This is a genomic window from Kribbella monticola, from assembly GCF_003261635.1.
Taxonomy (GTDB): Bacteria; Actinomycetota; Actinomycetes; order Propionibacteriales; family Kribbellaceae; genus Kribbella; species Kribbella monticola.
Genome location: NZ_QFXK01000033.1, coordinates 328517 through 353537 on the forward strand (window position 1 = coordinate 328517; position 25021 = coordinate 353537).

25 protein-coding genes are annotated in these 25021 nt (G+C 67.8%); 15 read left to right on the forward strand and 10 right to left on the reverse strand.

Annotated elements, in window-relative coordinates:
- Positions 1–54 precede the first annotated feature (54 nt).
- Complete coding sequence (locus DIZ26_RS24190; RefSeq protein WP_112245500.1) at positions 55–420, forward strand: VOC family protein; 366 nt, start codon at positions 55–57, stop codon at positions 418–420.
- 43 nt (positions 421–463) lie between these two features.
- On the opposite strand, the gene DIZ26_RS24195 is transcribed toward DIZ26_RS24190, so the two are convergent.
- Positions 464–2959 carry a glycoside hydrolase domain-containing protein gene (locus tag DIZ26_RS24195; protein ID WP_112245254.1) on the reverse strand — a complete coding sequence of 832 codons (2496 nt, stop codon included), beginning with the start codon at positions 2957–2959 and terminating at the stop codon, positions 464–466.
- A gap of 97 nt (positions 2960–3056) precedes the next feature.
- Between DIZ26_RS24195 and DIZ26_RS24200 the strand changes: the two genes are divergently transcribed.
- From DIZ26_RS24200 to DIZ26_RS24210, 3 genes are read left to right on the forward strand one after another with little or no spacing between them, the layout of a single operon-like run.
- On the forward strand, positions 3057–4232 hold the full coding sequence (locus DIZ26_RS24200) for an epoxide hydrolase family protein (RefSeq protein WP_112245256.1): 1176 nt from the start codon (positions 3057–3059) through the stop codon (positions 4230–4232).
- Between the two features lie 34 nt (positions 4233–4266).
- On the forward strand, positions 4267–6021 hold the full coding sequence (locus tag DIZ26_RS24205; RefSeq protein ID WP_112245258.1) for a histidinol-phosphatase: 1755 nt from the start codon (positions 4267–4269) through the stop codon (positions 6019–6021).
- Positions 6018–6608 carry a hypothetical protein gene (locus DIZ26_RS24210; protein ID WP_112245260.1) on the forward strand — a complete coding sequence of 197 codons (591 nt, stop codon included), beginning with the start codon at positions 6018–6020 and terminating at the stop codon, positions 6606–6608. Before DIZ26_RS24205 ends, DIZ26_RS24210 begins: the two co-directional genes overlap by 4 nt.
- A gap of 76 nt (positions 6609–6684) precedes the next feature.
- Here the strand turns inward: DIZ26_RS24210 and DIZ26_RS24215 are convergent, their stop codons facing one another.
- Positions 6685–8952 carry a HelD family protein gene (locus DIZ26_RS24215; RefSeq protein WP_112245262.1) on the reverse strand — a complete coding sequence of 756 codons (2268 nt, stop codon included), beginning with the start codon at positions 8950–8952 and terminating at the stop codon, positions 6685–6687.
- 181 nt (positions 8953–9133) lie between these two features.
- Here DIZ26_RS24215 and DIZ26_RS24220 point away from each other — a divergent pair, with 181 nt between their 5' ends.
- Together DIZ26_RS24220 and DIZ26_RS24225 are read left to right on the forward strand one after the other, a co-directional pair.
- Entirely contained in the window at positions 9134–9667 is a 534-nt protein-coding gene (locus DIZ26_RS24220; RefSeq protein ID WP_112245264.1) for an NADPH-dependent FMN reductase, read from the forward strand.
- A gap of 78 nt (positions 9668–9745) precedes the next feature.
- Complete coding sequence (locus tag DIZ26_RS24225; RefSeq protein WP_112245266.1) at positions 9746–10750, forward strand: LLM class flavin-dependent oxidoreductase; 1005 nt, start codon at positions 9746–9748, stop codon at positions 10748–10750.
- A gap of 69 nt (positions 10751–10819) precedes the next feature.
- On the opposite strand, the gene DIZ26_RS24230 is transcribed toward DIZ26_RS24225, so the two are convergent.
- Complete coding sequence (locus DIZ26_RS24230; RefSeq protein ID WP_112245268.1) at positions 10820–11335, reverse strand: Lrp/AsnC family transcriptional regulator; 516 nt, start codon at positions 11333–11335, stop codon at positions 10820–10822.
- A gap of 124 nt (positions 11336–11459) precedes the next feature.
- Between DIZ26_RS24230 and DIZ26_RS24235 the strand changes: the two genes are divergently transcribed.
- Positions 11460–12611 carry a trans-sulfuration enzyme family protein gene (locus DIZ26_RS24235; protein WP_112245270.1) on the forward strand — a complete coding sequence of 384 codons (1152 nt, stop codon included), beginning with the start codon at positions 11460–11462 and terminating at the stop codon, positions 12609–12611.
- A gap of 6 nt (positions 12612–12617) precedes the next feature.
- Here DIZ26_RS24235 and DIZ26_RS24240 read toward each other — a convergent pair whose 3' ends face one another.
- Positions 12618–13193, reverse strand: a complete 576-nt coding sequence (locus tag DIZ26_RS24240) for a ClpP family protease (protein WP_112245272.1) — start codon at positions 13191–13193, stop codon at positions 12618–12620.
- A gap of 123 nt (positions 13194–13316) precedes the next feature.
- Here DIZ26_RS24240 and DIZ26_RS24245 point away from each other — a divergent pair, with 123 nt between their 5' ends.
- From DIZ26_RS24245 to DIZ26_RS24255, 3 genes are read left to right on the forward strand one after another with little or no spacing between them, the layout of a single operon-like run.
- Positions 13317–13676 carry a helix-turn-helix domain-containing protein gene (locus tag DIZ26_RS24245; RefSeq protein WP_112245274.1) on the forward strand — a complete coding sequence of 120 codons (360 nt, stop codon included), beginning with the start codon at positions 13317–13319 and terminating at the stop codon, positions 13674–13676.
- On the forward strand, positions 13677–14690 hold the full coding sequence (locus tag DIZ26_RS24250) for a pyridoxal-phosphate dependent enzyme (protein ID WP_112245276.1): 1014 nt from the start codon (positions 13677–13679) through the stop codon (positions 14688–14690).
- An 18-nt stretch (positions 14691–14708) separates the two neighbouring features.
- Positions 14709–15101 carry a GNAT family N-acetyltransferase gene (locus tag DIZ26_RS24255; RefSeq protein ID WP_112245278.1) on the forward strand — a complete coding sequence of 131 codons (393 nt, stop codon included), beginning with the start codon at positions 14709–14711 and terminating at the stop codon, positions 15099–15101.
- On the opposite strand, the gene DIZ26_RS24260 is transcribed toward DIZ26_RS24255, so the two are convergent.
- Positions 15088–15966 carry a hypothetical protein gene (locus DIZ26_RS24260; RefSeq protein WP_112245280.1) on the reverse strand — a complete coding sequence of 293 codons (879 nt, stop codon included), beginning with the start codon at positions 15964–15966 and terminating at the stop codon, positions 15088–15090. The genes DIZ26_RS24255 and DIZ26_RS24260 overlap by 14 nt on opposite strands.
- Before the next feature lie 105 nt (positions 15967–16071).
- Here DIZ26_RS24260 and DIZ26_RS24265 point away from each other — a divergent pair, with 105 nt between their 5' ends.
- A complete protein-coding gene (locus DIZ26_RS24265) occupies positions 16072–16647 on the forward strand; it encodes a DUF4865 family protein (protein WP_112245282.1) in 576 nt (191 codons plus the stop codon).
- Between the two features lie 91 nt (positions 16648–16738).
- Positions 16739–17923, forward strand: a complete 1185-nt coding sequence (locus tag DIZ26_RS24270; protein WP_232828562.1) for an MFS transporter — start codon at positions 16739–16741, stop codon at positions 17921–17923.
- Here the strand turns inward: DIZ26_RS24270 and DIZ26_RS24275 are convergent.
- Complete coding sequence (locus DIZ26_RS24275) at positions 17909–18721, reverse strand: hypothetical protein (RefSeq protein WP_112245286.1); 813 nt, start codon at positions 18719–18721, stop codon at positions 17909–17911. The two genes, DIZ26_RS24270 and DIZ26_RS24275, sit on opposite strands and share 15 nt — an antisense overlap.
- Before the next feature lie 78 nt (positions 18722–18799).
- Here DIZ26_RS24275 and DIZ26_RS24280 point away from each other — a divergent pair, with 78 nt between their 5' ends.
- Positions 18800–19798 carry a DMT family transporter gene (locus tag DIZ26_RS24280; RefSeq protein ID WP_232828563.1) on the forward strand — a complete coding sequence of 333 codons (999 nt, stop codon included), beginning with the start codon at positions 18800–18802 and terminating at the stop codon, positions 19796–19798.
- Here the strand turns inward: DIZ26_RS24280 and DIZ26_RS24285 are convergent.
- On the reverse strand, positions 19723–20427 hold the full coding sequence (locus DIZ26_RS24285; protein ID WP_112245288.1) for a TetR/AcrR family transcriptional regulator: 705 nt from the start codon (positions 20425–20427) through the stop codon (positions 19723–19725). The genes DIZ26_RS24280 and DIZ26_RS24285 overlap by 76 nt on opposite strands.
- A 50-nt stretch (positions 20428–20477) precedes the next feature.
- Here DIZ26_RS24285 and DIZ26_RS24290 point away from each other — a divergent pair, with 50 nt between their 5' ends.
- Positions 20478–21389 carry an SDR family oxidoreductase gene (locus DIZ26_RS24290; protein WP_112245290.1) on the forward strand — a complete coding sequence of 304 codons (912 nt, stop codon included), beginning with the start codon at positions 20478–20480 and terminating at the stop codon, positions 21387–21389.
- Here the strand turns inward: DIZ26_RS24290 and DIZ26_RS24295 are convergent.
- Positions 21380–22177, reverse strand: a complete 798-nt coding sequence (locus DIZ26_RS24295; RefSeq protein WP_112245504.1) for an MBL fold metallo-hydrolase — start codon at positions 22175–22177, stop codon at positions 21380–21382. The genes DIZ26_RS24290 and DIZ26_RS24295 overlap by 10 nt on opposite strands.
- A 25-nt stretch (positions 22178–22202) precedes the next feature.
- Positions 22203–22802 carry a LysE/ArgO family amino acid transporter gene (locus tag DIZ26_RS24300; protein WP_112245292.1) on the reverse strand — a complete coding sequence of 200 codons (600 nt, stop codon included), beginning with the start codon at positions 22800–22802 and terminating at the stop codon, positions 22203–22205.
- Positions 22803–22874: 72 nt separating this feature from the next.
- Here DIZ26_RS24300 and DIZ26_RS24305 point away from each other — a divergent pair, with 72 nt between their 5' ends.
- Entirely contained in the window at positions 22875–23762 is an 888-nt protein-coding gene (locus DIZ26_RS24305) for a LysR family transcriptional regulator ArgP (RefSeq protein ID WP_112245294.1), read from the forward strand.
- On the opposite strand, the gene DIZ26_RS24310 is transcribed toward DIZ26_RS24305, so the two are convergent.
- A complete protein-coding gene (locus DIZ26_RS24310) occupies positions 23713–24924 on the reverse strand; it encodes an FAD-dependent monooxygenase (RefSeq protein ID WP_112245296.1) in 1212 nt (403 codons plus the stop codon). The two genes, DIZ26_RS24305 and DIZ26_RS24310, sit on opposite strands and share 50 nt — an antisense overlap.
- Positions 24925–25021: the final 97 nt, after the last annotated feature.

The following is a 25021-nucleotide window of genomic DNA, read 5'->3' on the forward strand; positions in this document are numbered from 1 at the left end:
TCCGACGTCCTCCGCGTGAGCTGATCGTCAGCTTTCGTGATGGAGGAGATCGAGATGGACAAGCCTGTGCTGAACAGTCTGCTGCTGGGCAGTACCGATCCGGAGCGGTTGAAGAAGTGGTACATCGACGGGTTCCACGCCGAGGTGAACGGCTACGGCAACCTTGACCTCGGCGGCTTCGTCATGCTGATCGAGAAGCGTGACGACGTAGCCGCCGCGACCGTCGAGCCCGGGCGGGTCGTGCTCAACTTCGCCGTCGAGGACATCGAGGCAGCCGCCGCCCACCTGCGAACCCTCGCCGTCGACTGGCTGGTCGAGCCCGAGGACCGCGGCGTCGGCTGGTTCGCCACCCTGGTCGACCCCGACGGCAACTACGTCCAGCTGATCCAGATGAAACCCGAGTACTACGCCAACCTCTGATCGATGGGCCGGTCGGCCCGTGTGACGACCGGCCCACCAGAGCTCAGTACACCTCGATGTCGTCCAGGAAGACGCCGTCGGCACTGGCGGTGAAGGTGCGGGTGAAGGCCAGTTTCACGTACCGGGCCTGCACCGGCGCGAACCGAACCTCGAACCTGTTGCCCGAGGCATCGTTCGGCCGGGACACTCCACCCCGGTCGGTCCACGTCTGGCCGTCTTCACTGGTCAGCACGCGCACGGTGTCGGGACGGTAGCCGGAGTACTCGACGTACCCCTGCATGTCCGCCTCGCGCACCACCTTCGAGGCGCCCAGATCGAACGACACGTCGAACGCCTTCGTCTCACCCGGTCCGCCCTGGATGACGTACGGGCGGCCGTCGCCCCAGTTGTCGGAAATCACGCCGTCCGTCGACTCCAGCCCGGTCGAGTCCGGGAACCGGTCCGGCGGCGTCCACGACTTCGTGTACGTCTTCCCGCCGACCAGGTTCGGCCGCGGCAACGCGAAACCGGCCACCTTGAAGCTGACCAGCTCGGGCGCCGCCTCCTTCAGTCGCACATAGCGGGCCTTCCCGTCGATCCCGACGAAGTCCTCGCCGCCATCGGTCGCCGTACGCCGGGCCGCGTCGACCCAGCTCACGCCGTCGTACGACGTCTGGATCGTGTACGCCGTGGGATGCGTGGCGCCCCAGCGGAGGTAGACACCGTCGACCTGGTGCTGCGAGCCGAGGTCCGCGGCGGCGCCGGTCTTGATCGTCGCCGCAAGGTCACGAGCTGCCAGTGGCTTCCCCGCGGCCGCGTCGAGGACCAGCGACCGGATCCGGTCGAGGAAGGTGACGTCGCCGGTGAACGTCCCCGGCTTGCTGGCCAGCGCCAGCGCCAGATCCGTCGCCAACTCCGGGTGGGTCTTCTTCAGGATCGTCACGACCTCCCAGTCCTCGATGCCGTCGCGCAGCGATTCCAGCCGGAGCGTGCGCTCGAGCAGGTTGTGCTCGCGGTCGGGATTGACCACCCAGAAGTCGCCCTTGACGTCCTGGTCGTCCATCGAGATGTTCCAGTTGTTGAAGGCCCACTGCAGATGGCCGTTCGCGTTCCGGGCGGCCGCGAGCCAGCCGATCAGCCGCTGGTAGTACTCCGGCTGGTCGATGAAGCGGTTGAGGTAGCCCAGCGTCGGGATGTTGCAGTTGTAGAGCCACAGGTCCTTGCCCTGGGCCCGTGCCTGGTCGAAGGGTCCGGGGTTCCACTCGTAGTTGAGCAGGTTCGGGATGGTGATGTCCTCGCGCTGGCTCACCTCGCTGGCCACCGGGTCGGAGAAGGTGGCGTCGCCGATCTTGACGTCCGGCCAGATCGCCTTGACCTCGTCGAAGATGCCGTTCCAGCCGTTGCGTCCGGCGTCACCCTGCGGCTCGTCGCCGATGTGCATCCACCAGAGCTTCTCCCAGCCCATCGCCTTCACGTGGTCGCGCAGCGCGGCGACGTACTGGTTGACCCAGCTGGTGCCTTCCGGCGAATCCCAGGGAACGAGCTTCTTCACCGCTTTGCCGTCCGGTCCGGCGGCCAGCGTCTCCATGTCCCAGTGGGTGCCGGAGTTCGGGCCGCCGTTCACCCAGAAGCCTTCGAGCCGGCTGACCGTGCCCCGGTCGCGGAAGAACTTCACCACCTGGTCGATGGCACTCCAGTTGAAGTGAACCTTGCCGTCGGCATCGACCGTGGTACCGCCCTGCAGCAACAAAGTTGCCATCGGCAACGTGAGGTCGTTGTTCCGGTACTCCTTGCGGACCTTGGCGTAGTCCTCCATCAGCTGCCACCACTTCGGGGTGAACGGGGAGTAGCCGTAGTTCGCGAGCATCGTCTCGACCGGCGGTTCCTGATAGGACACGGTGCCGAAGAACAGCGTCCACTCGACGTCGGTGAACCCGCTGTCCTTCGCGTCGGGAATGGTGACCGGACGGACGTTCACCGACAGCGGGACGACCATGGTCCCCTGGTCGGTCTCGACCCGGACCGAGCCGCGGTAGACACCGCCGGCCGCGGACTTGGGGACGTAGACCCGGACCCAGATCGGCTGGGTCGTGTTCGCGGCGACCGTAGTACTGGGGGAGTTCGACAGGCCGTCGGGGAAGCTGTCCGGCGCAGGGCGGCTCGGCGCGTAGACGTACTGGTTCCCGCCGAACACCGAGTTGTGGTTGAGCGCGGTGAACTTGACGAAGTTGTAGGTCAGGTTCGGCGCGGGGATCTCGCGGAGCCCGGCCCGGAGCGGGCCGAAGGTGACGCGCTTGATCGTGAACGCCTTCGACCGGCGGACGGCGACCTGCCCGGCCTCGTACTCGTTCCGGGCGGTGTCGAGCGAGACCCCGGCGGTCGCTCCGCTGTCGGACGGCAGTGAGTCGGGGAACAGGTGGGTCGAGGCCCGCGCGGCCCACACCTGGGTCTGTACCGCGGGCTGCGCGGCGGCCGGGCCGTTGGACCGGTAGGTGGTCAGAGCGGTGATGCTGGCCGTCGCCACCAGGGCGGCGAGCACCTTACGACCGGTTGGATTCATCGGAGGAACCTCCTGCTGACGGTCAGGAATCCTCATTCTTGAAGCTGGGCACCAGCACGTCGACCAACCCGACTAGACCACTCAAGGGGAGCGGCAAATGGACGAGTTCCGGATCAGCGTCCCGCAGGCGGACCTGGACGATCTGCGCGACCGGCTCCGGCGCATCCGCTGGCCGCGAGCACTCCCCACCACCGGCTCCGCCTGGGATCGCGGCGTACCGGTCGACTACCTGCGGTCGGTGGTGGAGCGCTGGTTGGAGTACGACTGGCGCGAGTGGGAGGCGCGCCTGAACGCTTTCCCGCAGTACGTGACCCGCATCGACGGGCAGACGATCCACTTCCTGCACGTTCGCTCACCCGAGCCGGACGCGATGCCGTTGATCCTCACGCACGGCTGGCCGGGGTCCGTGGCGGAGTTCCTCGACATCCTCGGTCCACTCACCGATCCCCGTTCTTTCGGCGGCGACCCCGCCGATGCTTTCCACGTCGTCGCGCCATCCGTCCCGGGTCATGGCTTCTCGGTCCCGCTCGAACAACCAGGCTGGAACCATGAGCGGATCGCTCGCGCGTGGGCCGAGTTGATGAGTCGCCTCGGCTACAACCGGTACGGCGCGCAGGGCGGCGACACCGGGTCGGTGGTGTCACCGCTTCTCGGTCGCGTCGACTCCGAGCACGTTCTCGGCGTGCACATCAACGGGGGGCTGGCTTTCCCGAAGGCGCGACCAGGCGACCTGGAAGACCTGGATCCGCGCGACCGGGCGAAGCTGCGGTTGGCCGAGCACATTCGCAGTACGGGGACCGGGTACGCCGAACTACAGTCGACCAAACCGCAGACCGTCTCTTTCGCGCTGAGTGACTCCCCGGTCGGGCAGCTGGCCTGGGTCCTGGAGAAGTTCCACGACTGGACCGACCCGAACCGGGCGCTCCCCGAAGATGCCGTTGCCCTCGGCCACCTTCTGACCGACGTGTCGATCTACTGGTTCACCAATACGAGCGCGACCAGCGCGAACCTGTACTACGAGAACCGGGTGGTTGCCGAGAGCACCGGTCGTTCCGGCGTGCCGACCGGCGTCGCGGTGTTTCCGACGGATCCGGCGATCAGACACATTCTCGAGCGTGAGCACACGATCACGCATTGGCAGGAGTACGACCGGGGTGGCCACTTCGCCGCGCTGGAGGCACCCGACCTGCTGGTCGAGGACATCCGGACCTTCTTCCGTACCCTCCGTCAGTTCATCGGGACAACACCTGGCGGCCACCGGGAAGGGCGATGATTCCGCGGGAATCCGCCATCCGAGAGGGAACACGATGGGACACTCCCACGCCGGCCACACCCACGACCACGGCCACGGTGCCGGGCATGGTCATGGGCACGATCACGGTCACCACCACCCGAACACCGAGCTGGACGCGGCGACGACGGCCGCGCTGGACGAGTCGATCCCGGACAGCGACCTCTCACCGACCGAGGTGTCCCGCCGTACGCTGCTCCGCTCGGCCGGCGTCCTCGGTGGAACCGCCGCTCTCGCCGTCAGCGGCGCCGGTGTCGCGGCCGCGGCGCCGAAAGGCGACTCGATCCTCTTCAAGCACGGCAACAAGCCGCGGGTCTGGCTCGCCGGCGACCACCACATCCACACCCAGCTGAGCTCCGACGGCCTGTACCGCGTGATCGACCAAGCGCGCCACGCCGCCGCGTTCGGCCTCGACTGGCTGGTCATCACCGACCACGGTGGCGCCACCCACGCGCGGATCGGCGTCGACCTGGTCAACCCGCAGATCAAGGCGGCCCGGACCGAGCTCAAGGACACGCTGATCTTCCAGGGTCTGGAGTGGAACATCCCGGCCGCCGAACACGGCACGGTCTTCGTCGCGCCCGGTTCGCGCGAGGTCGAAGTACTGAAGCAGTTCGAGAACAGCTACGACGGCAGCGTCAACAATGCCGGGGCGAACTCGCCTGCCAACGAGCAGCTCGCGCTCGACGGCATCCACTGGCTCGGTCAGCAGGTGGATCGGCGGCGGGTCCAGGACGCGCTGTTCCTCGCCAACCACCCGGCCCGCAACGGCATCGACAGCCCACACGAGATCCGGAACTGGCGCGACGCCGACCCGCGCATCGCCATCGGTTTCGAGGGTGCGCCCGGTCACCAGGCTGGCGGCCTGCCGAAGGGCATCGGTTCCGGCGGCGCCCGTGGTCTCTACGGCAACGCGCCGAACGCGAACTCCTTCCCGGGCTATCCGCCGGAGAGTTACCGCACATGGGGCGGCTTCGACTGGATGACCGCGACCGTCGGTGGGCTGTGGGACAGCCTGCTCGCGGAAGGAAAGCCCTGGTGGGTCAGCGCGAACTCCGACTCGCACCAGAACTGGAACGAGACCTCGCGTCGCCCCGACGGTTCGGACCAGGCGCAGTTCGATCGTGACGGCCGCTACATGGACCCGGTCTACGGCAACACGGTCAACGCGCTCAACAACGACTTCTGGCCGGGCTTCTACAGCCGCACCCATGTCGGCGCCGAGCGACGCGACTACCTGTCCGTGATGGAAGGCATGCGCAGCGGCCGCATGTGGGTCGACCACGGCATGCTCGTCAAGGGCGTCGAACTCGAGGTCCGCGAGGTCGGCCACCGGTACGGCGAACCGCTCGGCGGCGCCCTGGTTGTCCGGCGCGGTCGCCCGGTCGAGCTGGTCGTCCGGATCACCACCCAGACGATGCCGAACTGGGCCAACTTCCTCCCGCTGCTCAACCGGGTGGACGTGATCCGTGGCGCGGTGAAGGGTGCGGTCAGCGACCGGGACACGTTCAAGGCGCCCGACACCAAGGTCGTCCGGCAGTGGGACACGTCCGGCAAGCGCGGCACGTTCGAACTCGTCTTGCCACTCGGCAAGGCGGAGGAGCCGTACTACGTCCGGGTCCGCGGCACCGACGGAAACCGTAGCCAGCCCGGCTACTTGGGCGCGGCGATCGACCCGCAAGGCCCGGCGCTCGACGTAGTCGGCGACGCCGATCCCTGGACCGACCTGTGGTTCTACACGAACCCGATCTGGGTCCTCCCAACCAAGTGATCATCGCCATCGATGCGGCCAGCCGCAACACCACCGAAGCCGAACATCTCTTCCACGAACTGCTCGGCCCGGCGCCCGGCCCGGTCATCGCCTCCACCCACACAATCTCAACCCCCAACCACCCCCACCTGGCCATCTCCCTAACCATCCCGGCCACCGGCTCTGCTGGTTTGGGGGTGGTTGATCGGGTGCGGGGGTGGTTGGGGGAGCGGGCGGTGGGGGCGGCGATCACGTGGAGTGGGGCCTCCGAGCCGGAGTTGTCGGGGCCGAGTCAGCTGGTTCGTGGCGCCTACGCGGCTGCGGTTGAGAGCGCGCTCGGGACGGCCGGACGCTTGGTGCGGTTTCCGGGCTCCGAGCACGTTCGCGGAGCGATGACGGCACTGCAATTGCGCGACCTCTGCGGCATCGACCACATCGAGGCTTTGGGCGGACTACCCGTCGACGACGACACCGTGATCGACACGCTCGACTTCATCCGCCCGATCCGCCGCGACGGGCGCGTGGTCCTGCTCGTCCAGCCGGCCGCGGGCGGCGCACTGATTCCCTTCGAGGTCGAACACCAACAGAAGTGCTGCGCCGATCACTGATTCCGTGGACCGCCAACACTGACTAACCACCACTGACAGTGCGTCTCAGGTGTGACGAGGCTTCCGGGGCAGCTGCTCAGACGGGTTGCTCAGTGCTGGCGGTCCGCTCTGCCCACCCGTCCGCCTCCCGGAGTACGGGTGGGAGTGGGCCGATGACGCCGAGGCGCTGGGTGCAGCGGGTCAGGGCGACGTAGAGATCGCGCAGGCCGCGCGGAGACTCCACCATGATGCCCTCCGGGTCGACGACCAGCACGGAGTCGAACTCGAGTCCCTTCGCGCCGGCCACGGTGAGCACGGTGATGTCAGGATGTTCCCCGATCGCCTCCTGGACGAGTTCGAGCCGCGACCGCGAGGTGATCACACCGACCTGGCCATGGTGCACCTCCTCGCGCGCCACCTTCCCGACGTACTGCGCCTGGTCGGTCGGCCCGACTTCTTCGTACCAAGGCCGGACGCCGGTCGACCGCACGGACTCCGGCGCCGTCGCCTCCGGGTCGACCTCGGCCAGCACGTGTGCGGCGAGGTCCATCACCTCGGCTGGGGTGCGGTAGTTGACCGTCAGTTCCGCCAGCCGCCAGCGATCTCCGAACGTCGGCGCGAGCGCCCGTCGCCAACTCGTCCCGCCACCGGCGGCGCCCGTCTGGGCGACATCGCCGACCAGCGTCATCGACCGCAGGGGGCATCGCCGTCCGATCGCGCGCCAGGCCATCGGCGACAACTCCTGCGCCTCGTCCACGATCACGTGCCCGTAGGTCCACCTGCGATCGGCCGCGGCCCGGTCGGCCAAGGTGCGATCGTCGTCGGCCTCGTACCGCTCGGCGAGTGCTTCGGCGTCGAGAATGTCCTTGGCCGACAGGACTTCCGCCTCGTCGTCATCGTCGTAGTCGGTCGATCCGGAACCGCTCAGCACGTCCAGAGAGCCTTGTGCATAAGCGATTGCGCGGGCCCGCTCGGCCTTGCGACGGGCCAGGTCCTTGTCGTCCTCACCGAGCAGCTCGGCCGCCTCGTCGAGCAGCGGCACATCGGCGGGACTCCAGTCGTCGCCGTACCGGAGCAGGTGTTCGCGGTCGAGTTCGCTCAGCTGCGGTGCCGCCGACGCGAGCCGCTTCTCGTCGCCGAAGAGATCGACCAGCAGATCCTGCGGGCTGAGCATGGGCCAGAGCAGGTCGAGCAGCTTCCGGACCGCTGGCTCGGCGAGGATCTCCTTGCGGAGCTCGGCCAGGTCGTACTCGTCGAGCAGGTTCTCACCGTCGAGCGGATCGGTGCCGATCAGGTCGGCGTACTGCTGGGTGAGGTGGTCGACGATCTCGTTCAGGAAGAACGGCCGGGCCTGATTGTGGGTGGTCTGGCGAGCCCGTGCGCTGCCGCGCGCATCCTGGACGACGGCGGGATCCAGCCGCAGTACCGTCCGGTCGACCGTGACCTCGAGGGGTTCGTTCGGCAGCCACTGGCGATCCGCGACGGCCTTCCCTATCACCTCGGCCATCACGGCCCGACCCTTCACCTCGGTGACCTCGGCGGGCTCGGGCCGGGTCGCGGTCAGGCCCGGGTACAACTCGGCGAGGGTGACCAGGCGAACACCGTCCTCGCCCAGCGACGGCAGCACCTGGCCGATGAACCTCAAGAACGTCGGATTCGGCCCGACGACGAGAATTCCGCGCTTTTCCAGTTGGGCCCGGTGGGTATACAGCAGAAATGCCGCGCGGTGCAATGCGATCGCGGTTTTGCCGGTCCCCGGACCGCCCTGGACGACCAGGATTCCGGCCAGGTCGGAGCGGATGATCCGGTCCTGGTCGGCCTGGATCGTCCGCACGATCGACTCCATCGTGCCGGTCCGTCGCGCGTTCAGCGCGCCCAGCAGGATCTGCTCGCCCACGACGCCGCGGCCAGGCTGCGAAGCCCCGGCCGCCGACCGCGTGTAGTCGAGCTGCTCGTCCTGTACGTCGATCACTCGGCGCAGCCGGGTCTGGATGTGCCGGCGCCGGACGACTCCGTGGTTCTCGACCGCGGTGGCGATGTAGAACGGCCGGGCCGCGGGCGCGCGCCAGTCGGTGAGCAGCGGTTCGTAGTCCTCGTCGTGCAGGCTGAGCCGGCCGATGTGCAGGACCTCGCCGTCGGCATCATCGAGCCGGCCGAAGCAGAGACCCTCCTCGGCCGCGTTCAGCCGGGAGAGTCGGGCGTTCAGGTCGCGGACCCGGCCGTCGCGCTGGTGCAAGGCCTGCCGGTTCCGGGTGCCGGCGACCTGTTCGTCCGCCCGGCGGCGCTCGGTCAATGCCCGCTCGTGGTCGAGCGTCGCATAGAACGCCGTCAGGTGAACCTGTTCATCCTGGACCGGATTCAGCAATTCCAACCCCTTGTGATAAAATGCGTGCGCAGAAGCCCGGGAAATACTTGCGGGTGGATTCCTTGGTGGGCCACAAATGCGAAAGTTTAACGCATTTCACCTTTGCTGGGCAGACCGCTGACGACCTCGCCGGTGCCCCGGGATTGACCTCAAGTCTTGTTGAGGTACTAGCGTCGCGAGCGTGACTGTCCATCCGCTCGTCGTGGCCGTGGTGGTGCGTTCGACCGAGCCCGGGCGGTTCGGGACGGTCGTGACCGCGTGGTTCGCACGGCAGGTGGAGCGCCGCGACGACTTCAAACTCGATCTGATCGACCTGGCGATGACCTCGCCGGAGTCGCTGCGGGAACGGATCGATGCCGCCGACGCGGCGGTGCTCGTGTGTCCGGAGTACAACCATTCCTTCCCCGGCGACCTCAAGTCCGCGATCGACTCCGTACGCCGCCCTTGGTACGCGAAGCCGGTCGCCTTCGTCGTGTACGGCGGTCGCTCGGGTGGTCTCCGCGCCGCCGAACAACTCCGCCTGGTCTTCGCCGAACTCCACGCAGTACCGATCCGCGAAACCCTCAGCTTCCACCAGACCCCGACCTGCTTCACCCCCGAAGGCGAGCCCTCCGAGCCCGGTACGACGGAGGCGGCCGCCACCTTGCTCGACCACCTCGCCTGGTGGGCCCGAGCGTTGCGGGACGCTCGCGCGAGTACGCCGTACCCGGGCTGAACCTTCGATCGAAGGTGAGTGCCCGGTGGAATAGGTGGCGGTGGGCGCGGGTTGGCTTTGAACGTGAGCCCTGAACCGATGCCCCTGTCCGTGCTCGATCTTTCGCCGGTGCCAACCGGGACTCGACCGTCTCAGGCGCTGCACGAGACCTTGGAGCTCGCTCGTACGGCAGAAGCCGCCGGTTATCACCGCTTCTGGCTCGCCGAGCACCACAACATCCCGAGCGTGGTGAGCTCGAGCCCCGAGGTGATGATCGCGGCAGTCGCCGCCGCCACCTCGACCATCCGCGTCGGCTCCGGCGGCATCATGTTGCCGAACCACTCCCCGCTCAAGGTCGCCGAGTGGTTCCGCGTCCTCGGCGGTCTCTACCCCGACCGGATCGACCTCGGCCTCGGCCGCGCGCCCGGCACCGACCAGCGCACCGCGCTCGCCTTGCGGCGCAGCCGTGAGGCGCTCAGCGCCGACGACTTCCCGGAGCAGTACGCCGAGCTTCGTGGGTACGCCGAGGGCTTCCCGGCCGGCCACCCGTTCGCGCCGATCTCCGCGCAACCCGCGGACGTACCGTTGCCGCCGGTGTGGATCCTCGGTTCCAGCACGTACGGCGGTCAGGCGGCTGCCGCCCTCGGGACCGGGTTCGCCTACGCGGGCCACTTCGGCACCCTGGACCCGGCCGACGTCATGACGACGTACCGCAGGCTCTTCCAGCCGTCGCCTCAGCAGGCGGAGCCGCACGCGATCCTCGCGCTTGCCGCGATCGTGGCCGAGACCGAGGAGCGCGCCCAGGAACTCGCCCTTGCGAACGCCTTGTCGATGCTCCGCCTCCGCTCCGGCCGCCCGGGCCCACTGCCGTCGCCCGAAGAAGCCGCGGCCTACCCATGGTCCGAAGGCGAACGCGCCGCCGTCGAAGAATGGACCGGCCTGGTCTCGGTCGGCACCCCCGACCAGGTCGCCGCCGACCTCGCCCGGCGCGCGAACGCCGCCGGCGCCGACGAACTCATCATCACCACTTCCATCCACAACCCCACCGAACGCCGCCATTCCTACACCCTCCTCGCCAACGCCTGGGGCCTCAAACCCCGCTGACTCTCCGCCCTCCGGTTGCAGTAACGACCTGCAGAGGAGCCTCTCGCCGGGGAAGGTATCCGTTCGTGGTCAGGCGGGGCCGGGGTTTTCCACAGGGGTGCCTCGGAGGTGTTCGAAGATCAGGCTGGTTTCGGCGTGGATGACGGCCGGGTCCGCGGTGAGGTGGTCGAGGACGAAGTCGCGGAGGGCGTCGGGGGAGGCCGCGGCGACGTGGAGCAGATAGTCGTTCGCGCCGCTCACGTGGTACAGGGCCAGGACGCCGGGTAGGCGCGGCGCCTTCGCGCGGAAGCGGTCAATCTCATCACGCGAGTGCGCGCCGATGCGGATCGCGACCATCGCCTGCAGCGGCAGCCCGAGTGCGCCGAGATTCACATCGGCGTGGAAGCCACGGATGACGCCGCGATCGCGGAGCGCGCGGACCCGGGTCAGGCAGGTCGACGGTGCGATCCCGGTCGCCTCGGCCAGTGCGTTGTTCGGCATCCGCCCGTCGGCGGTCAGCAGCCGGACCAGCTCCTGATCGACCTCGTCGAGCGCTGCCGGTAGCGGCCGCGGGGCCGGTCCGGGCGTCCGGCGATCCTTCGGCATATGCCCACTCTAAGACCCATGCACAGAATCCACAGCGTGTGGACAAGCCTGTGGACGAATTTTCTTCGGAACTATTGCGGTGATTCAGCACAAGATTCCATCCTCGTGCCACCGAGGAGGACTGATGACCCGACTGGACACCCGTTCCGTGCACGCCGGCCGCGACGACCTGACCGCACTGGGCGTGCACGTCCCGCCGATCGACCTGTCCACGACCTACCCGCTTCCGGGCGTCGAGGCCGGTGGCGCGTCGTACGACGACCTGGCGCTCGGCAACGGCCCCGACGGTGGCAGCCTCGTCTACCAGCGCCTGTGGAACCCGAACGTCGACCGCCTGGAGCGAGCACTGGCCGAGCTCGAGCACTGCGACGGCGCGGTCGCCTTCGGCAGTGGCATGGCTGCGCTCACCGCATGCCTGCTCGCCACCGTCGCGGCCGGCAAACCGCACGTGGTCGCTGTGCGCCCCTTGTACGGCGGCTCGGACCACTTGTTGTCCACAGGCCTGCTCGGTACGTCGGTCAGCTGGGCGACCCCGAGTGGTGTCGCCGACGCGATCCGGCCGGACACCGGTTTGGTGCTCGTGGAAACGCCGGCCAACCCGACCGTGGAGCTTGTGGATATCGCCCAGGTGGCTCGCCAGGCCGGCCCTGAGATTCCGGTACTTGTGGACAACACCTTCGCGACGCCGGTACTGCAGCAGCCGGTGGAGCACGGCGCGACCCTGGTGTTGCACTCGGCAACGAAGTACCTGGGCGGTCATGGCGATGTGATGGGCGGACTCGTCGCCGGGAAGACCGAGTGGGTCGCGCGACTTCGGCAGGTGCGTGCGGTGACCGGTGGCCTGCTGCACCCGCTGGCGGCGTACGAGCTGCACAGGGGGCTGCAGACCTTGCCGGTTCGCGTGCGGGCGCAGCAGTCGGTGGCGTCCAAGGTTGCCGGTTGGCTGTGTGATCACCCGGCTGTGGACAAGGTGTTCTACCCGGGTCTGCCCGAGTGCGACCCAATGGGACTGGTCGGACGGCAGCAGGCCGGGCCGGGCGCAGTACTGGCGTTCACCACGAAGGAAGCGGCGCGGGTGGCGGCGTCGCTGCGGTTGATCACCCATGCGGTGTCGCTGGGTGGGGTGGACACGCTGATCCAGCACCCGGCTGGGCTGACGCATCGGCTCGTAGCGCCCGAGGCCCGGCCGGATCAGAACCTGCTGCGCCTCAGCGTCGGCCTGGAAGACGCGGAAGACCTGATCACCGACCTGGCCCAGGCACTGGACACCCCGTAGTACCGGTCAGCTCACAGGCACCGGCGCAGTGAGCACCTTGTCGACGATGCCGTACTCGAGTGCCTGGTCGGCGGTGAACCAGCGGTCGCGGTCGAAGTCGGTCTCGATCCGGTCCAACGGCTGGCCGGTGCGTTCGCTGATCAGCTTGGCGAGGTTCTGCCGGGCCAGGATCGCCTGTTCGGCCTGGATCTTGATGTCGGTCGCGGTACCGCCCATGCCGCCGGTCGGCTGGTGCATCATGATCCGCGCGTGCGGCAGGGAGAAGCGCTTGCCGGGGGCGCCGCAGGTCAGCAGCACCTGGCCCATCGACGCGACCAGACCCATCGCGTACGTCGCCACGTCGTTGCTGATGAAGCTCATCGTGTCGTAGATCGCCAGCCCGGCCGAGACCGAGCCGCCCGGCGAGTTGATGTAGAGCGAGATGTCCGCCTTCGGGTCCTCGGCGTTCAGCAGCAGGAGCTGGGCGCAGAGGGCGTTCGCGTTCTCGTCCTTGATCTCGTCGCCGAGCACGAGGATCCGCTGCCAGAGCAGCCGCTGGTAGATGTGGTTGTCGAGGGCATTCGGAAGGTTCGTCTCGCTCATACTCTCCAGCGTGGCCTCGGCGGGCGCGGGAGTCGCGGGAATCTGCCCGTGGCAGATCTGCCCACCGCAGACCTGCCGGGGATGGCACACTCGGTACAGGACCAGAGACCAGGAGGGCCAGACGTGTTGCTACGCCAGGTGATCGGGAACGTCTTCCGCCGGCTGCGGCGCGAGCGGGGGATCACCCTGCGCGAGCTCGCCGAGCAGGCCCAGGTGTCGGTGCCGTACCTCTCCGAGATCGAGCGCGGCCGCAAGGAGCCTTCGTCGGAGATCCTGGCGGCCATCTGCCGGGCGCTGGACCTGGAGCTGGCCGACCTGCTGCACGAGGTCCAGTACGACCTGGCCACGGTCGCCCGTACTGCGCTGCCGATTCGCTTGCAGACCGCGGCGATCCAGGTGCGCGAGTCGGAGTCGGTCCGCGTCTCCTCGTCCGTGTCGAACTCGTACTCCACCACCGCGCAGGCGTTCGCACTGGTCGCCTAGGTGCTCTGGTACCACCACGCTGCCGCCCGGGACTGGCGGTGCGCGGCCGCGCCTACCGAAGTACAGGCGTTTCATCAGGGTCTGGCCGGTTATGCGCCGACGCCGTTGACCGACGTGCCGTCGTTCGCGGCTGAGTTAGGCGTCGGCCGGGTCCTGGTGAAGGACGAGTCCGAGCGATTCGGGCTAGGAGCCTTCAAGGCGCTCGGAGCGTGGTGGGCGATCCACTGTGCAGTCGAAGAACACGACGGACCTCTGGAGTTCGTGACTGCCACCGATGGCAACCACGGTCGCGCAGTAGCGAGGATGGCTGCGATGCTCGGCCTGCCGGCTCATGTGTTCGTGCCGGACGTCATCAGCGACCGCGCTGTCGACGCCATCCGGGCAGAAGGCGCGACGGTCACGGTCGTACCTGAGTCGTACGACGCTGCGGTGGCTGCCGCAGCCGCCTCCGCAACGGGTAGCCGGGTGCTCATCCAGGACGCGGCCTGGCCGGGGTACGAGGTTGTGCCGCAGCGCATCGTCGACGGCTACTCGACCTTGTTCCGGGAGATCGACGTGGAGCCGGATCTCGTCGTGGTGCCGATGGGAGTCGGCTCTGTCGCGCAGGCGGCAGTGACGCACTACCGAAGCGGCGCGACAGCGTCCGTAGTACTGGGTGTAGAGCCTTCGCGTGCCGCGTGTGTCACCGAGAGCCTGCTGTCAGGCGAACTCGTCTCTGTGAGCACAAGCACCACTGTGATGGCCGGCCTCAACTGCGGTACGCCGTCCAGCCTCGCGTGGCCCGTACTACGTGCAGGGCTAAGCGCGGCGGTAACGGTCGAGGAGGACGGAGCGCTGAGTGCCGAGCGAGACCTTGGGGCAGCAGGAATCTCGTCAGGCCCCAGTGGAGCCGCCACCTTGGCCGGCCTCCGTGCGGCGTTGGCTGCGGATCACCGTGAAGAGCTGGGGATCACTGCAGCCAGCACTGTCGTTTTGATCAGCACCGAAACCTCACCTGGACACGTCACGAGCTGACCAGGCAGGCTCGTAACCGTGGAGATCAGAGTTCGGTTTGCTGTGGACGACCGCGAGCTGTCGCGATTGCATGCGCTCGCGTTCGGGTCCGCCGTCGAGGTGCAGCCGTGGGGCGCTCGGCTCGAACGGCACGCTCTCACATGGGTCGGTGCCTTCGACAACGACTTGCTGGTCGGGTTCGTCCAGGTGTGCTGGGACGGCGGTGCCCACGCGTTCGTGCTCGACACTGCTGTGCATCCGGAGTACGGCCGCCAGGGCATCGGCAAGCGGCTGGTGTGGGCCGCCGCCGCGGAGGCGAGGGCCGCGGGATGCCAGTGGCTGCACGTGGACTTCGAGCCGCACCTCGCCGACTTCTACCTCAAGGCCTGCGGCTTCTCGCCCACCGACGCCGGACTGCTCAAGCTGCGGTGAGTGCGGTCAGCCGTTCTGTCGAGGCGCACGAGATCAGGCATCGCTCCTTGGCGTCGCCGAGCAGGTCGGCAGTCCAGCGGGTGAAGCCGCCGTCGCCGAGCTCGGCTCCAGCCTGGCCGATGCCGAGCGCGATGCCGGCGTAGTAGTTCGACCCCTTGGTCCGCTCCCGATCCTCCAGGAAGTCCACCTTCAGCTGTGGCCGTACGGTGTCGTCGATGCGCTCTCGTACGGCGGTCGGCGCCAGCGTGGTGAACCTGAGCTCCGCCCGGTCGCCGAGGACATCGGCCCAGAAACCGAGGTGATCGAGCAGCATCTCGGCCTGCGCCCGGCCGGACCCGGTGTCCCGGGTGCTCGACACCAGCACGAACAGCTCGAAGTGCGCGGACATCCCCGGTGCGTCGAACGACTGGGCCCGCACGACCCGCTGGCACGCGGCCAGATCTACCCGCGCCTGGCCGGCCTTCCGGCGTACGGCGGCTTCGATCGCGAGCTCGTTGGTGGGGTCGCTGGCCACCTCCGTACCGCGGTTGGTCGTCACCACCTTGTTCTGGTCGACCGTCGCGATGGCTGAGCACGTTCCGAGTGGGGTCAGCGGCGACAGTTCGACGCCGGCGATCTTGTCCGGCAGCCGGTCCCACAGCATCGCCTGGGTCTTCACCAACTGCCGCGGGTCGACAGTGGACGGCTGGACGAAGCGGTCCTGGCGCCAGCGCTGCATGACCCGGGCCGGCGTCACCTTGGCGGCCCTTGCGCGGCTCACGTCCAGGAGGGCGCTCTGTAGCTCCGACTGGCTCAGACCGTCGACCAGCGCCTCACGGCTTCCCGCCGGTAGCCGCCGCCAGATCCGCTCGGTCACGTCACTCATCACCCAAGCTTGCCGGGCATCGCTGCTCTCCGCCTGCTATTTCTTGCCTTCTCGGGCTCTGTACCTACTAGTATGTATGGCAACGCCTGATGCAGAGGAGTGGCCATGTACGCGATGCAGTACGAGATCAATCTGCCGACCGACTACGACATGGGGATCATCCGGCACCGGGTGGAGACGCTGGGAAACCGTACGGACGACTTCGACGGTCTGGGGATCAAGGCGTATCTGGTCCAGGACCGGGCGAACGGCGCGATGGTGAACCAGTACGCGCCCTTCTACCTGTGGAACGATCCGGCCGGGATGAGCAGATTCCTGTGGGGAGGCGGATTCTTCACCGGCATCTGCAACTCCTTCGGGCGGCCTCTCGTTTCGCACTGGACCGGTGTGGAGGTCCGGCCGGGCGAGGCGGTCGACCGGCCGGCGCTGGCGGCGACGAAGCAGGTTCAGATGCTGCCGCCCGATGTGGATCCGGCCGAGCCGGTGGCGGCCGCGCTCTCGCTGTTGGAGAAGACCGTGGGTCTGGAGGGCGTCCACAGTTCGGCGATCGCGGTGGATCCGAGTCGGTGGGAGCTCGTGCATTTCACCTTGTGGAGCGGCGAACCGGGCATCGTGCCGGGCACGCGGTACCAGGTGCTGCACTTGTCCACACCCGGCACGAAAACTCTTTTGAGCCGGTGACTTCGCGGATATCTTCTAAGGCATGAGATATCCGAGCCCGCACCTTTGACGCCCTGACCGCCTGACTCTTCGCGTCGTCGCCTATGCGGCGTTGCAGGACTTCATCCCGTTGTATCCGCTGTACCAGTTGCTGTTCACGGATCACGGGCTGTCGGCATCGCAAGTGTCGACGCTGTTCATCATCTGGTCGACGACCTCGTTCCTGTTCGAGGTGCCGTCCGGCGCCTGGGCGGACACGTTCTCGCGCCGCAAACTGCTGATGCTCGGTTCAGCGCTGAGTGGCCTCGGCTACGCCAGCTGGATCGTGCTGCCCACGTACGCCGGGTTCGCGCTCGGCTTCGTCCTCTGGGGCATCAGTTCCGCGCTGATCTCGGGAACCTTCGAAGCATTCGTGTACGACGAGTTGGCCGCGCGTGGGCGCACCGGCAGCTACGCCGGGCTGATCGGCCGGACCAAGGCGGCCGCGCTGGTCATGAATCTGGCGGCAACCGCGCTGGCAGCTCCGCTGTTCAAGCTCGGTGGGTATGCCCTGGCGGGCGCCGTCAGCGTGCTCAGCTGTGTCGCCCAGCTGTTGGTCGCACTGTCATTACCCGAGGCGGCGCCCGTCGCCACGGCCGACGAAACGGAGGAGGTGGAGTCTGGAGCCAGTGCCCTTGGAAGGTACCGGTTGATGCTGGTCTCGGGATTGTCCGAGGCGGGGAGCAGCCGGACGGTTCGCAAGGCCGTTGCCCTGGTCGCGTTGCTGGCCGGATTCCTGGCGTTCGACGAGTACTTTCCCTTGCTGGCCAGGGATGTCGGAGCGTCGACGACGCTGGTGCCGTTGCTGATCGCCGGCACGGTGGCCGCGCAGGCGATCGGCGGTGCGCTCGCGGGAGCGGCGTACAAGTTGCGGGCATCGGTGTTCGCCGTGGGGCTGGCGGCGACCGCTGGGTTGATTGCCTGGGGGTCGCTGAGTGGGACGGCGCTCGGGTTCGTGCCGATCGCGGTCGGCTACGGGGTGATGCAGTTGGTCATCATCGTTGCCGAGGCGCGGTTGCAGGACGCGATCACCGGACCGGCCCGGGCGACGGTGATCTCGGTGTCGGGACTGTTCGCCGAGGTGTTCGCGGTGGCGGTGTACGCCGGGTTCGCGGTCGGGTCGGTGTGGTTCACGCTGCCGGTGCTGGTTGCCGGTCTGACCGTCCCGGTGGTGCTCACCGCCTTTCTGACCCCGTTCGCCCTGCCGGCACCAGCTGGTGAGGATGCGGAAGTCGGTGGGGTCTCAGAGCGCGAGTAGGGCGGTGAGGGATCGGGTCATGCGCTGGACGAAGCGGGTGCGGATGGTGTCGTCGGTGAGTTCGAGGGACAGGAAGGGGTTGAGGTCTTCGAGTTCGACCAGGAGGAGTTCGCCGGTCGCGGTCCGGCAAGCGTCCACGCGCTGGATGCCGTGGTCGATCGCGTTCCAGTCGACGAACCGTTGGGCGAAGGCCCGGTCGGCGTCGGTGGGTTCATAGCGTTCGAGTTCCCAGCGCTTGGCGGGATCCGGTGCGTACAAGGCGTACTGGAGATCGTGATCGACGAAGTAGAACGAGACCTCGTAGCGGAAGTCGATCAAGGGCTGGGCGAGCATGCCGTCCAGCGAAAGGGTGGTGAGTTCGTCGCGGGAGACCTTCCGTAGTCCGATCGAGTCGGAGCCCAGCTTCGGCTTGACGACATAGGTGGTTGCCTCAGGCAATGAGTCTGGTGCGCAGTCGGTCGTCGGAATGACCGGATAGCCGGCCTCGCTCAGGTCCACGAGGTACTGCTTGCCGATCATGTCTGCCTTGCCGGTCAGCTGGGTGAACACGCGAGTACCGCGGTCGATCGCGGCTGCCCGGAACTCGCCGTACGCGCTTTGGTAGTGGATCGCCGGTCCGCTGTTGCGTACGACGACGGCGTCGAAGGCGTCCATCAGCGAGGCGGCGTCGAGCGGGTGGCAGAGCGCGAGGTCGAAGTGTTCGCGGAGTCGGCCGGTGAGGTAGACGTCCTCGTCGCCGTACCGCCTGCCGTTGGCGGGGTAGGTGAGGTCGGTGACGTACAGGATCTTCGCGCGCATACGAGCCTCCGGTGCGGTGGACGGTCGAGGAGTGATTATTCGGTGTCGGCCGAAGCGATGGGCGCATACGGTCGGCTGGTGATCAGGACTGAGAAGCGGCAAGGTCTGCTGGCTGCGGGTGCGGCGGCTGTGACGGTGGTGCTCTGGGCCTCGGCTTTCGTGGCGATCAGGCATGTCGGTGCGGAGTTCTCGGCCGGTGCACTGTCACTCGGGCGACTGCTGGTCGGCAGCCTGGTGCTCGGCCTGTTCGTCTTCGTCCGGCCGGGCGGCTCGGGCGACCGTCTGGCCGGCCCGGCTTCCCGACGGCCGCGGATTCGCCGTACGCCGCAATGGCCGGTCAAGAGCGACTGGAAGCTGCTGCTTGTTTGTGGGCTGTTGTGGTTCGGGGTCTACAACGTCGCGCTGAACGCGGCCGAGCAGCGGCTCGATGCCGGTACGGCGGCCATGCTGGTGAACATCGGCCCGCTGTTGATCGCGTTGCTCGCCGGGCTCCTGCTCGGCGAGGGGTTTCCGCGCCAGTTGGTGATCGGCAGCATTGCCGCCTTCGCGGGTGTGGTCGTGATCGGCACGTCGTCGTCGGACGGCAAGGCGGAGACCTGGGGCGTGGTCCTCTGTTTGGTCGCCGCGATCGCTTACGCGATCGGGGTGGTGGCGCAGAAGCCGTTGCTCGGTCGGCTTCCGGCGCTCGAGGTGACCTGGCTGGCCTGCACGATCGGCGCCTTGGCCTGCCTGCCCTTCGCCCCGGCGTTGATTCGGGAAGTCGGTGCTGCTCAGCCGTCGGCGATCTGGTGGGTCGTGTTCCTGGGCGCCTTCCCGACGGCGCTGGCGTTCACGACCTGGGCCTATGCGCTGGCCAGGACGAGCGCGGGGAAGATGGGCGCGACGACGTACCTCGTACCGCCGTTGGCGATCTTCCTCGGTTGGCTGCTCCTCGGCGAGACGCCGGCGCCATTGGCCTTCGCAGGTGGCGCGTTGTGTCTGTGCGGGGTCGCGGTGTCCCGCTACAAGCCGAAGCGCGTGGCGATGCCGTCGACGAACACGCTCAACCCTGTCTCGAAGCCGTCGTCGAACTCGTAATGCAACCCGTCCGCGCCGAGGGCCCCGACGATCCTCGCCAGCGTCGGAGCCTGGCCGGGCTGGAGTTTGCTGACTCGCTCCAGTAGGTCGGGCGCGAGTTCGAAGGTGTCCGCGCGGACCGACGCCTCACCGAGGGTGAAGCCGTGGATGAAGTCGATCAACGTGTTGACGGCTTCGAAGATCTGCCGAGGTGGCAGGCCGGCTCGATCGAGAGCGCGGTAGAACGGCTCGACCGTCACCACGACCACCTCCGACACGGCTGCGGTGTCTGCCAACACCTGCAGCGCCAGATTCGGATGGGCCCGCAAGGCGTTCCGGTAGGCGTGCGCCGCACGCGTCAGCTCGGTTCGCCAGTCCACGTCGTCGTCCGGTGCAGTGGCGTTGTCCATGCCGGCGAAGACGAGTTCGGCCAGGCCTGCGAAGACTGCCGCCTTGTTCGGGAGGTGGTGGTAGAGCGACATCGGGTTCACGCCGAGGGCGGCAGCGAGGCGGCGCATCGTCATCGCCTCAAGTCCCTCGTCGTCGACGATCCGCAGCGCGGCCTCGAGGATCGCCTGCCGGCTCAACCGCTCCTCGCCCGCCCGCGGCCGTCCCGAACGCCCGGCACCCGGCTTGTCCGCATTAACCATACGTCGTATGGTAGCGAAATCGTACAGCGTATGGATGATTGGGAGGCGAGATGAAGACGTTGGTGGGGAAGGTCGCGTTGGTGGCGGGCGGCACGCGGGCGGCTGGGCGCGGGGTGGCGGTGGAGTTGGGCGCGGCGGGCGCGACGGTGTACGTGACCGGCCGGAGCACCCGGGCGGAGCGGTCGGAGATGGATCGGCCCGAGACGATCGAGAAGACGGCCGAGCTCGTCGACGCGGCCGGCGGGCGAGGGATCGCCGTACGGGTTGATCACACGGATCCGGAGCAGGTTCGGGCGCTGGTCGAGCGGATCGAGCAGGAGCAGGGTGAGCTGCACATCCTGGTGAACGACATCTGGGGTCAGACCGGTGAACGCGACTGGGACAAAACCGTCTGGGAGTCGTCACTCGACAGCGGACTCCGGCTGCTGCGGTTAGGCGTCGAGACGCACGCGATCACCAGCCACTTCGCGTTGCCTCTGCTGCTCAAGACGCCGGGTGGGCTGATTGTCGAGATGACCGACGGCACCGACGAGTACAACGCGTCCCGCTATCGCGTCTCGTTCTTCTACGACGTCGCGAAGGGCGCGGTCAGCCGGATGGCGTTCGCGCTGGCGCACGAGGTCGGTCCGCGCGGCGCGACGGCCGTCCTGCTCACGCCGGGCTGGTTGCGGTCGGAGGCGATGCTCGACGGCTTCGGCGTCACCGAGGAGAACTGGCGGGACGCGACGAAGAGCATCCCGCACTTCGCCATCTCGGAAAGCCCTTCGTACGTCGGACGCGCGGTCGCCGCCCTCGCCGCGGATCCGGACCTCGCCCGCTGGAACGGCAAATCCACCTCCAGCGGCGAACTCGCGAAGCTCTACGGCTTCACCGACCTCGACGGCAGCCAGCCGGACGCCTGGCGCTACCTCGTCGAAGTACAAGAGCCCGGGAAGCCGGCCGACACCACCGGCTACCGCTGACCCAGCCGACAGGTGAGAGCGGACAGGTTCAGCACAGGCCCACTACCAGTCAAAGCGGTCTGGGGATGGGCGGCGGCGATGGGAAGGCCGGTGGCGGCGGCAAGGGTCAGTACGTCGTGGCGCGAGGTGACGGCGACAGCGGGGTCGCGTTCGTAGACATAGGTGAGCTCGGGCCAGCGAGCCTGGGCGGGGTGGACCAGAACGTCTCCGCCGAGGATTGCGACGTCGGTGACGACGCATTGGTGGCCAGGAGTGTGTCCAGGGGTCAGGTGCAACCGGAACTCACCCAGAGCGCAGGAGCCCGACACTGCGCGCAGTTGGCCGGCAGTGGCGATCGGTTTCAGATAGCGCTCGTACGTCGGTCCGTCGCCGAGGTGGTCCAGCTCCGCCTGCTGCACCACGTACGTCGCGTTCGCAAAGCGCGGCCGGTCGGACGAGGTCGTGTTCCAGCCCGCGTGGTCCAGGTGGACGTGGGTCAGGATCACTGTGTCGATCTCGTCGGCACCAACGCCAGCATCGGCGAGCAGCGTCGGCAGCCTGCCCCTAGTACCGAGCCACTGCGCGGCCTCACTACCGGCAGGACCGATTCCTGTGTCGACCAGAACCGCGCCGCGCTCCGAGGTCACCAGGTAGCTGTGGAAGTGCAGCAGCCACCCACCGTCGGCGGCCACGTTCCCTGGCAGGTTCGCTGCCGTCCATGCCTGGTGTTCGGCGGACCAGCCCGGCAGCGCCCTCTGCACGGGTTCCGGAAACACAGCAACGGCATCGCACAGCACGGTGACGTCCACCTCCACAGTGTGCTGCGACAGCCGGTCAAGCAGGGATGACCATCCAGGTCGCGAGTGTCGCCATCACCAGTGCGATTCCGCCGTCCAGGAACTGCCAGGCGCGCGGACGGGCGAAGATCGGCCCCAGCTTCCGAGCGAGAAACCCCAGCGCGAAGAACCACCCGAAGCTGGCCGCGACCGCACCGAGTCCGTAGAGCCACCGCCCGTCGGCGCCGCGCTGGTTGGCCAGCGACCCGAGCAGTACGACGGTGTCGAGGTACACATGCGGATTGAGATACGTGAACCCCAGACAAGTCAGTACTACGCTCCGCAGCGCGGCCGGTGCATGGTCTGCGGGCTTCATCGCCTTCGGTTGGAACGCCCGCCGTGCGGCGATCGCCGCGTAGGTGAAGAGAAAGGCAGCACCGCCGTACTTCGCGATGTTCAGGGCCAGTGGGCTGCTCTCGATCAGCGCGCCGAGGCCCGCGATGCCGCCCGAGATGAGCAACGCGTCCGAGAGTGCGCAGGTCAGCACCACCGGCAGGATGTGCTCGCGACGCAGCCCCTGCCGCAGTACGAAGGCGTTCTGCGCTCCGATCGCGACGATCAGGGAAAGCGACGTGGCAAAGCCGGCTAGCAGGGGCATGCCTCGACGGTAGGTGCGCGAACGCGAACAAACCAGCTAAAGATTCTTCAGCAGGATTAGCATGGCTTCATCATGCAGATCGACTCGGCACAGCTCGACACCTTCGCCGCGGTGATCGACGAGGGCAGCTTCGAAGCGGCGGCCCGGCGGCTGCGGATCACGCCGTCCGCGGTGAGCCAGCGGATCAAGGCGCTGGAGAGCCGACTCGGTCAGGTCTTGATCCAGCGGACCAAGCCGACCCGCAATACGGAGGCGGGTGAAGCGCTGTTGCGGCTGGCCCGGCAGGTGGACCTGTTGGAGGTCGAGGCCATCGCCTCGGCCAAGGGGAAGGTCGAGGGGCTTCGGCTGCCGGTTGCCGTGAACGCGGACTCGCTGAACGGCTGGTTCCTGCCAGCCCTGCTCGACGTGCCGCCGGAGTTGGTGACCGCCTTCGACCTGCGCCAGGAGGACCAGGATCATTCGGCCGAGTTGCTCCGCAACGGCACCGTGCTCGCGGCGGTGACGGCCGACCCGCGGCCGGTGCAGGGCTGTCGCGTGCGAGCGCTGGGGAAGATGCGGTACCTGTCGATCGCCACGCCCGAGTTCGCCGAGCGCTGGCTGACCGGGCGGCCGCTCGCCGAGGCGCTCGCGGCCGCTCCGATGATGGCCTTCAATTCCAAGGACAAGCTGCAGGAACGGCTGGTCCGCAAGGTGACCCGGCGCCGCCTCGATCCACCGGTCCACTCGATCCCCGCCTCGGGGCCGTTCGTGCGGGCGATCCGGCTCGGCCTCGGCTGGGGCATGATCGAGGAGGAGGCCGTCGAGGCGGACCTGGCCGCCGGCCGCCTGGTAGAAGTTGCCCCCGGCAAGCATGTCGACGTACCGCTGTACTGGCAGCACTGGAAGCTCGACTCCGCCGTGCTGGAGGCACTCACCGCTGCCGTACTGCGGGCTGCCGCGGCGGGGCTGCGTAGTCCCTGAGGTCGACCTTGTTGCCGACCTTCAACGGCAGTTCCTCGATCATCTTGCGCCAGGGCAGGTAGGGCAGCAGCCGGAAGTTCAGGTTCCGGAACGCCGCGAACCAGCGGCTGGCCGGGATGAACCACTTCGCCCCGTCCACTCCTTGCTTCTGGCAGGCCTCGACGAACTCGCGCATCACCTCGTCGTACTCGCTGAACGCCCGGACGTGATCGCCGTCCGCCGCGTGGAGTTCGCCGGCCAGCACGTAGGCGCCGACGATGCCGAGGCTGGTGCCCATGCCGGACAGCGGTGAGGCGCAGTACCCGGCGTCGCCCACCAGGGCGATCCGGCCGGTGGAGTAGCTGTCCAGCTTGATCTGGCTGACCGAGTCGAAATAGAAGTCGGGTGCTCTCCGCATCCCTGCCAGCAGGGTCGGCACCTCCCAGCCTTCGCCTTCGAAGGTCTGGGTCACGATCTGCTTTTGAGCCGCCAAGTTGCGGCGGTCGTAGTCGAGTGGTTCGGAGGCGAAGTAGAAGAGGGCCTTGGCTTCACTGTTTCCCCGTGCGCTGTACATGCCGGCGGTCTTGCCGGGCGAGTTGATCAACCGGCCGATGTGGTCCAGGCCGAGGTGGTTCTCGACGGTGGCGACCGAGGCGTAGAAGCCGAGATGGTGGATGAAGTCCCGCTCGTCCCCGAAGGCGAGTGCGCGCACCTTCGAGTGCAGGCCGTCCGCCCCGACGACCAGGTCGAACCGGCGAGGTGCACCGCGCTCGAAGGTCACGTCGACACCCATCGCGTCCTGGCTGATCGTGGCGATCGAGTCGTCGAAGACGTACTCCACCCGAGCCCGCGTCGCGTCGTACAGGATCTCGACCAGGTCGCCGCGCAGGATCTCGAGCTCGCCGCTGATCGCGCTGGCGGGTGACGTCGCGATCGTCTTGCCGGCCTTGTTGACGTAGGCCATGTCGCCCATGTGGGTGGCCCGCGCCTCGACCTCGGCCAGCAGCCCCATCCGCTCCAGCACCTTCAGCGAGGCGCCGCGGAAGTCGACCGCGTACCCACCGGGCCGGGGAGCAGGTGCCCGCTCAACCACCGTCACGTCGAACCCGTACCGCTCCAGCCAGAACGCCAGCGCCGGGCCGGCCACGCTCGCGCCGGAGATCAACACCGTCTGCTTGGTCATCTCGAAGCTCCTCACACTTTGTCGGTGCTCACGACTGTACGACAGTCTTAGACAAACGTGCAAGACGTTCGTATCAGACAACCGATAAGCTGGCGGA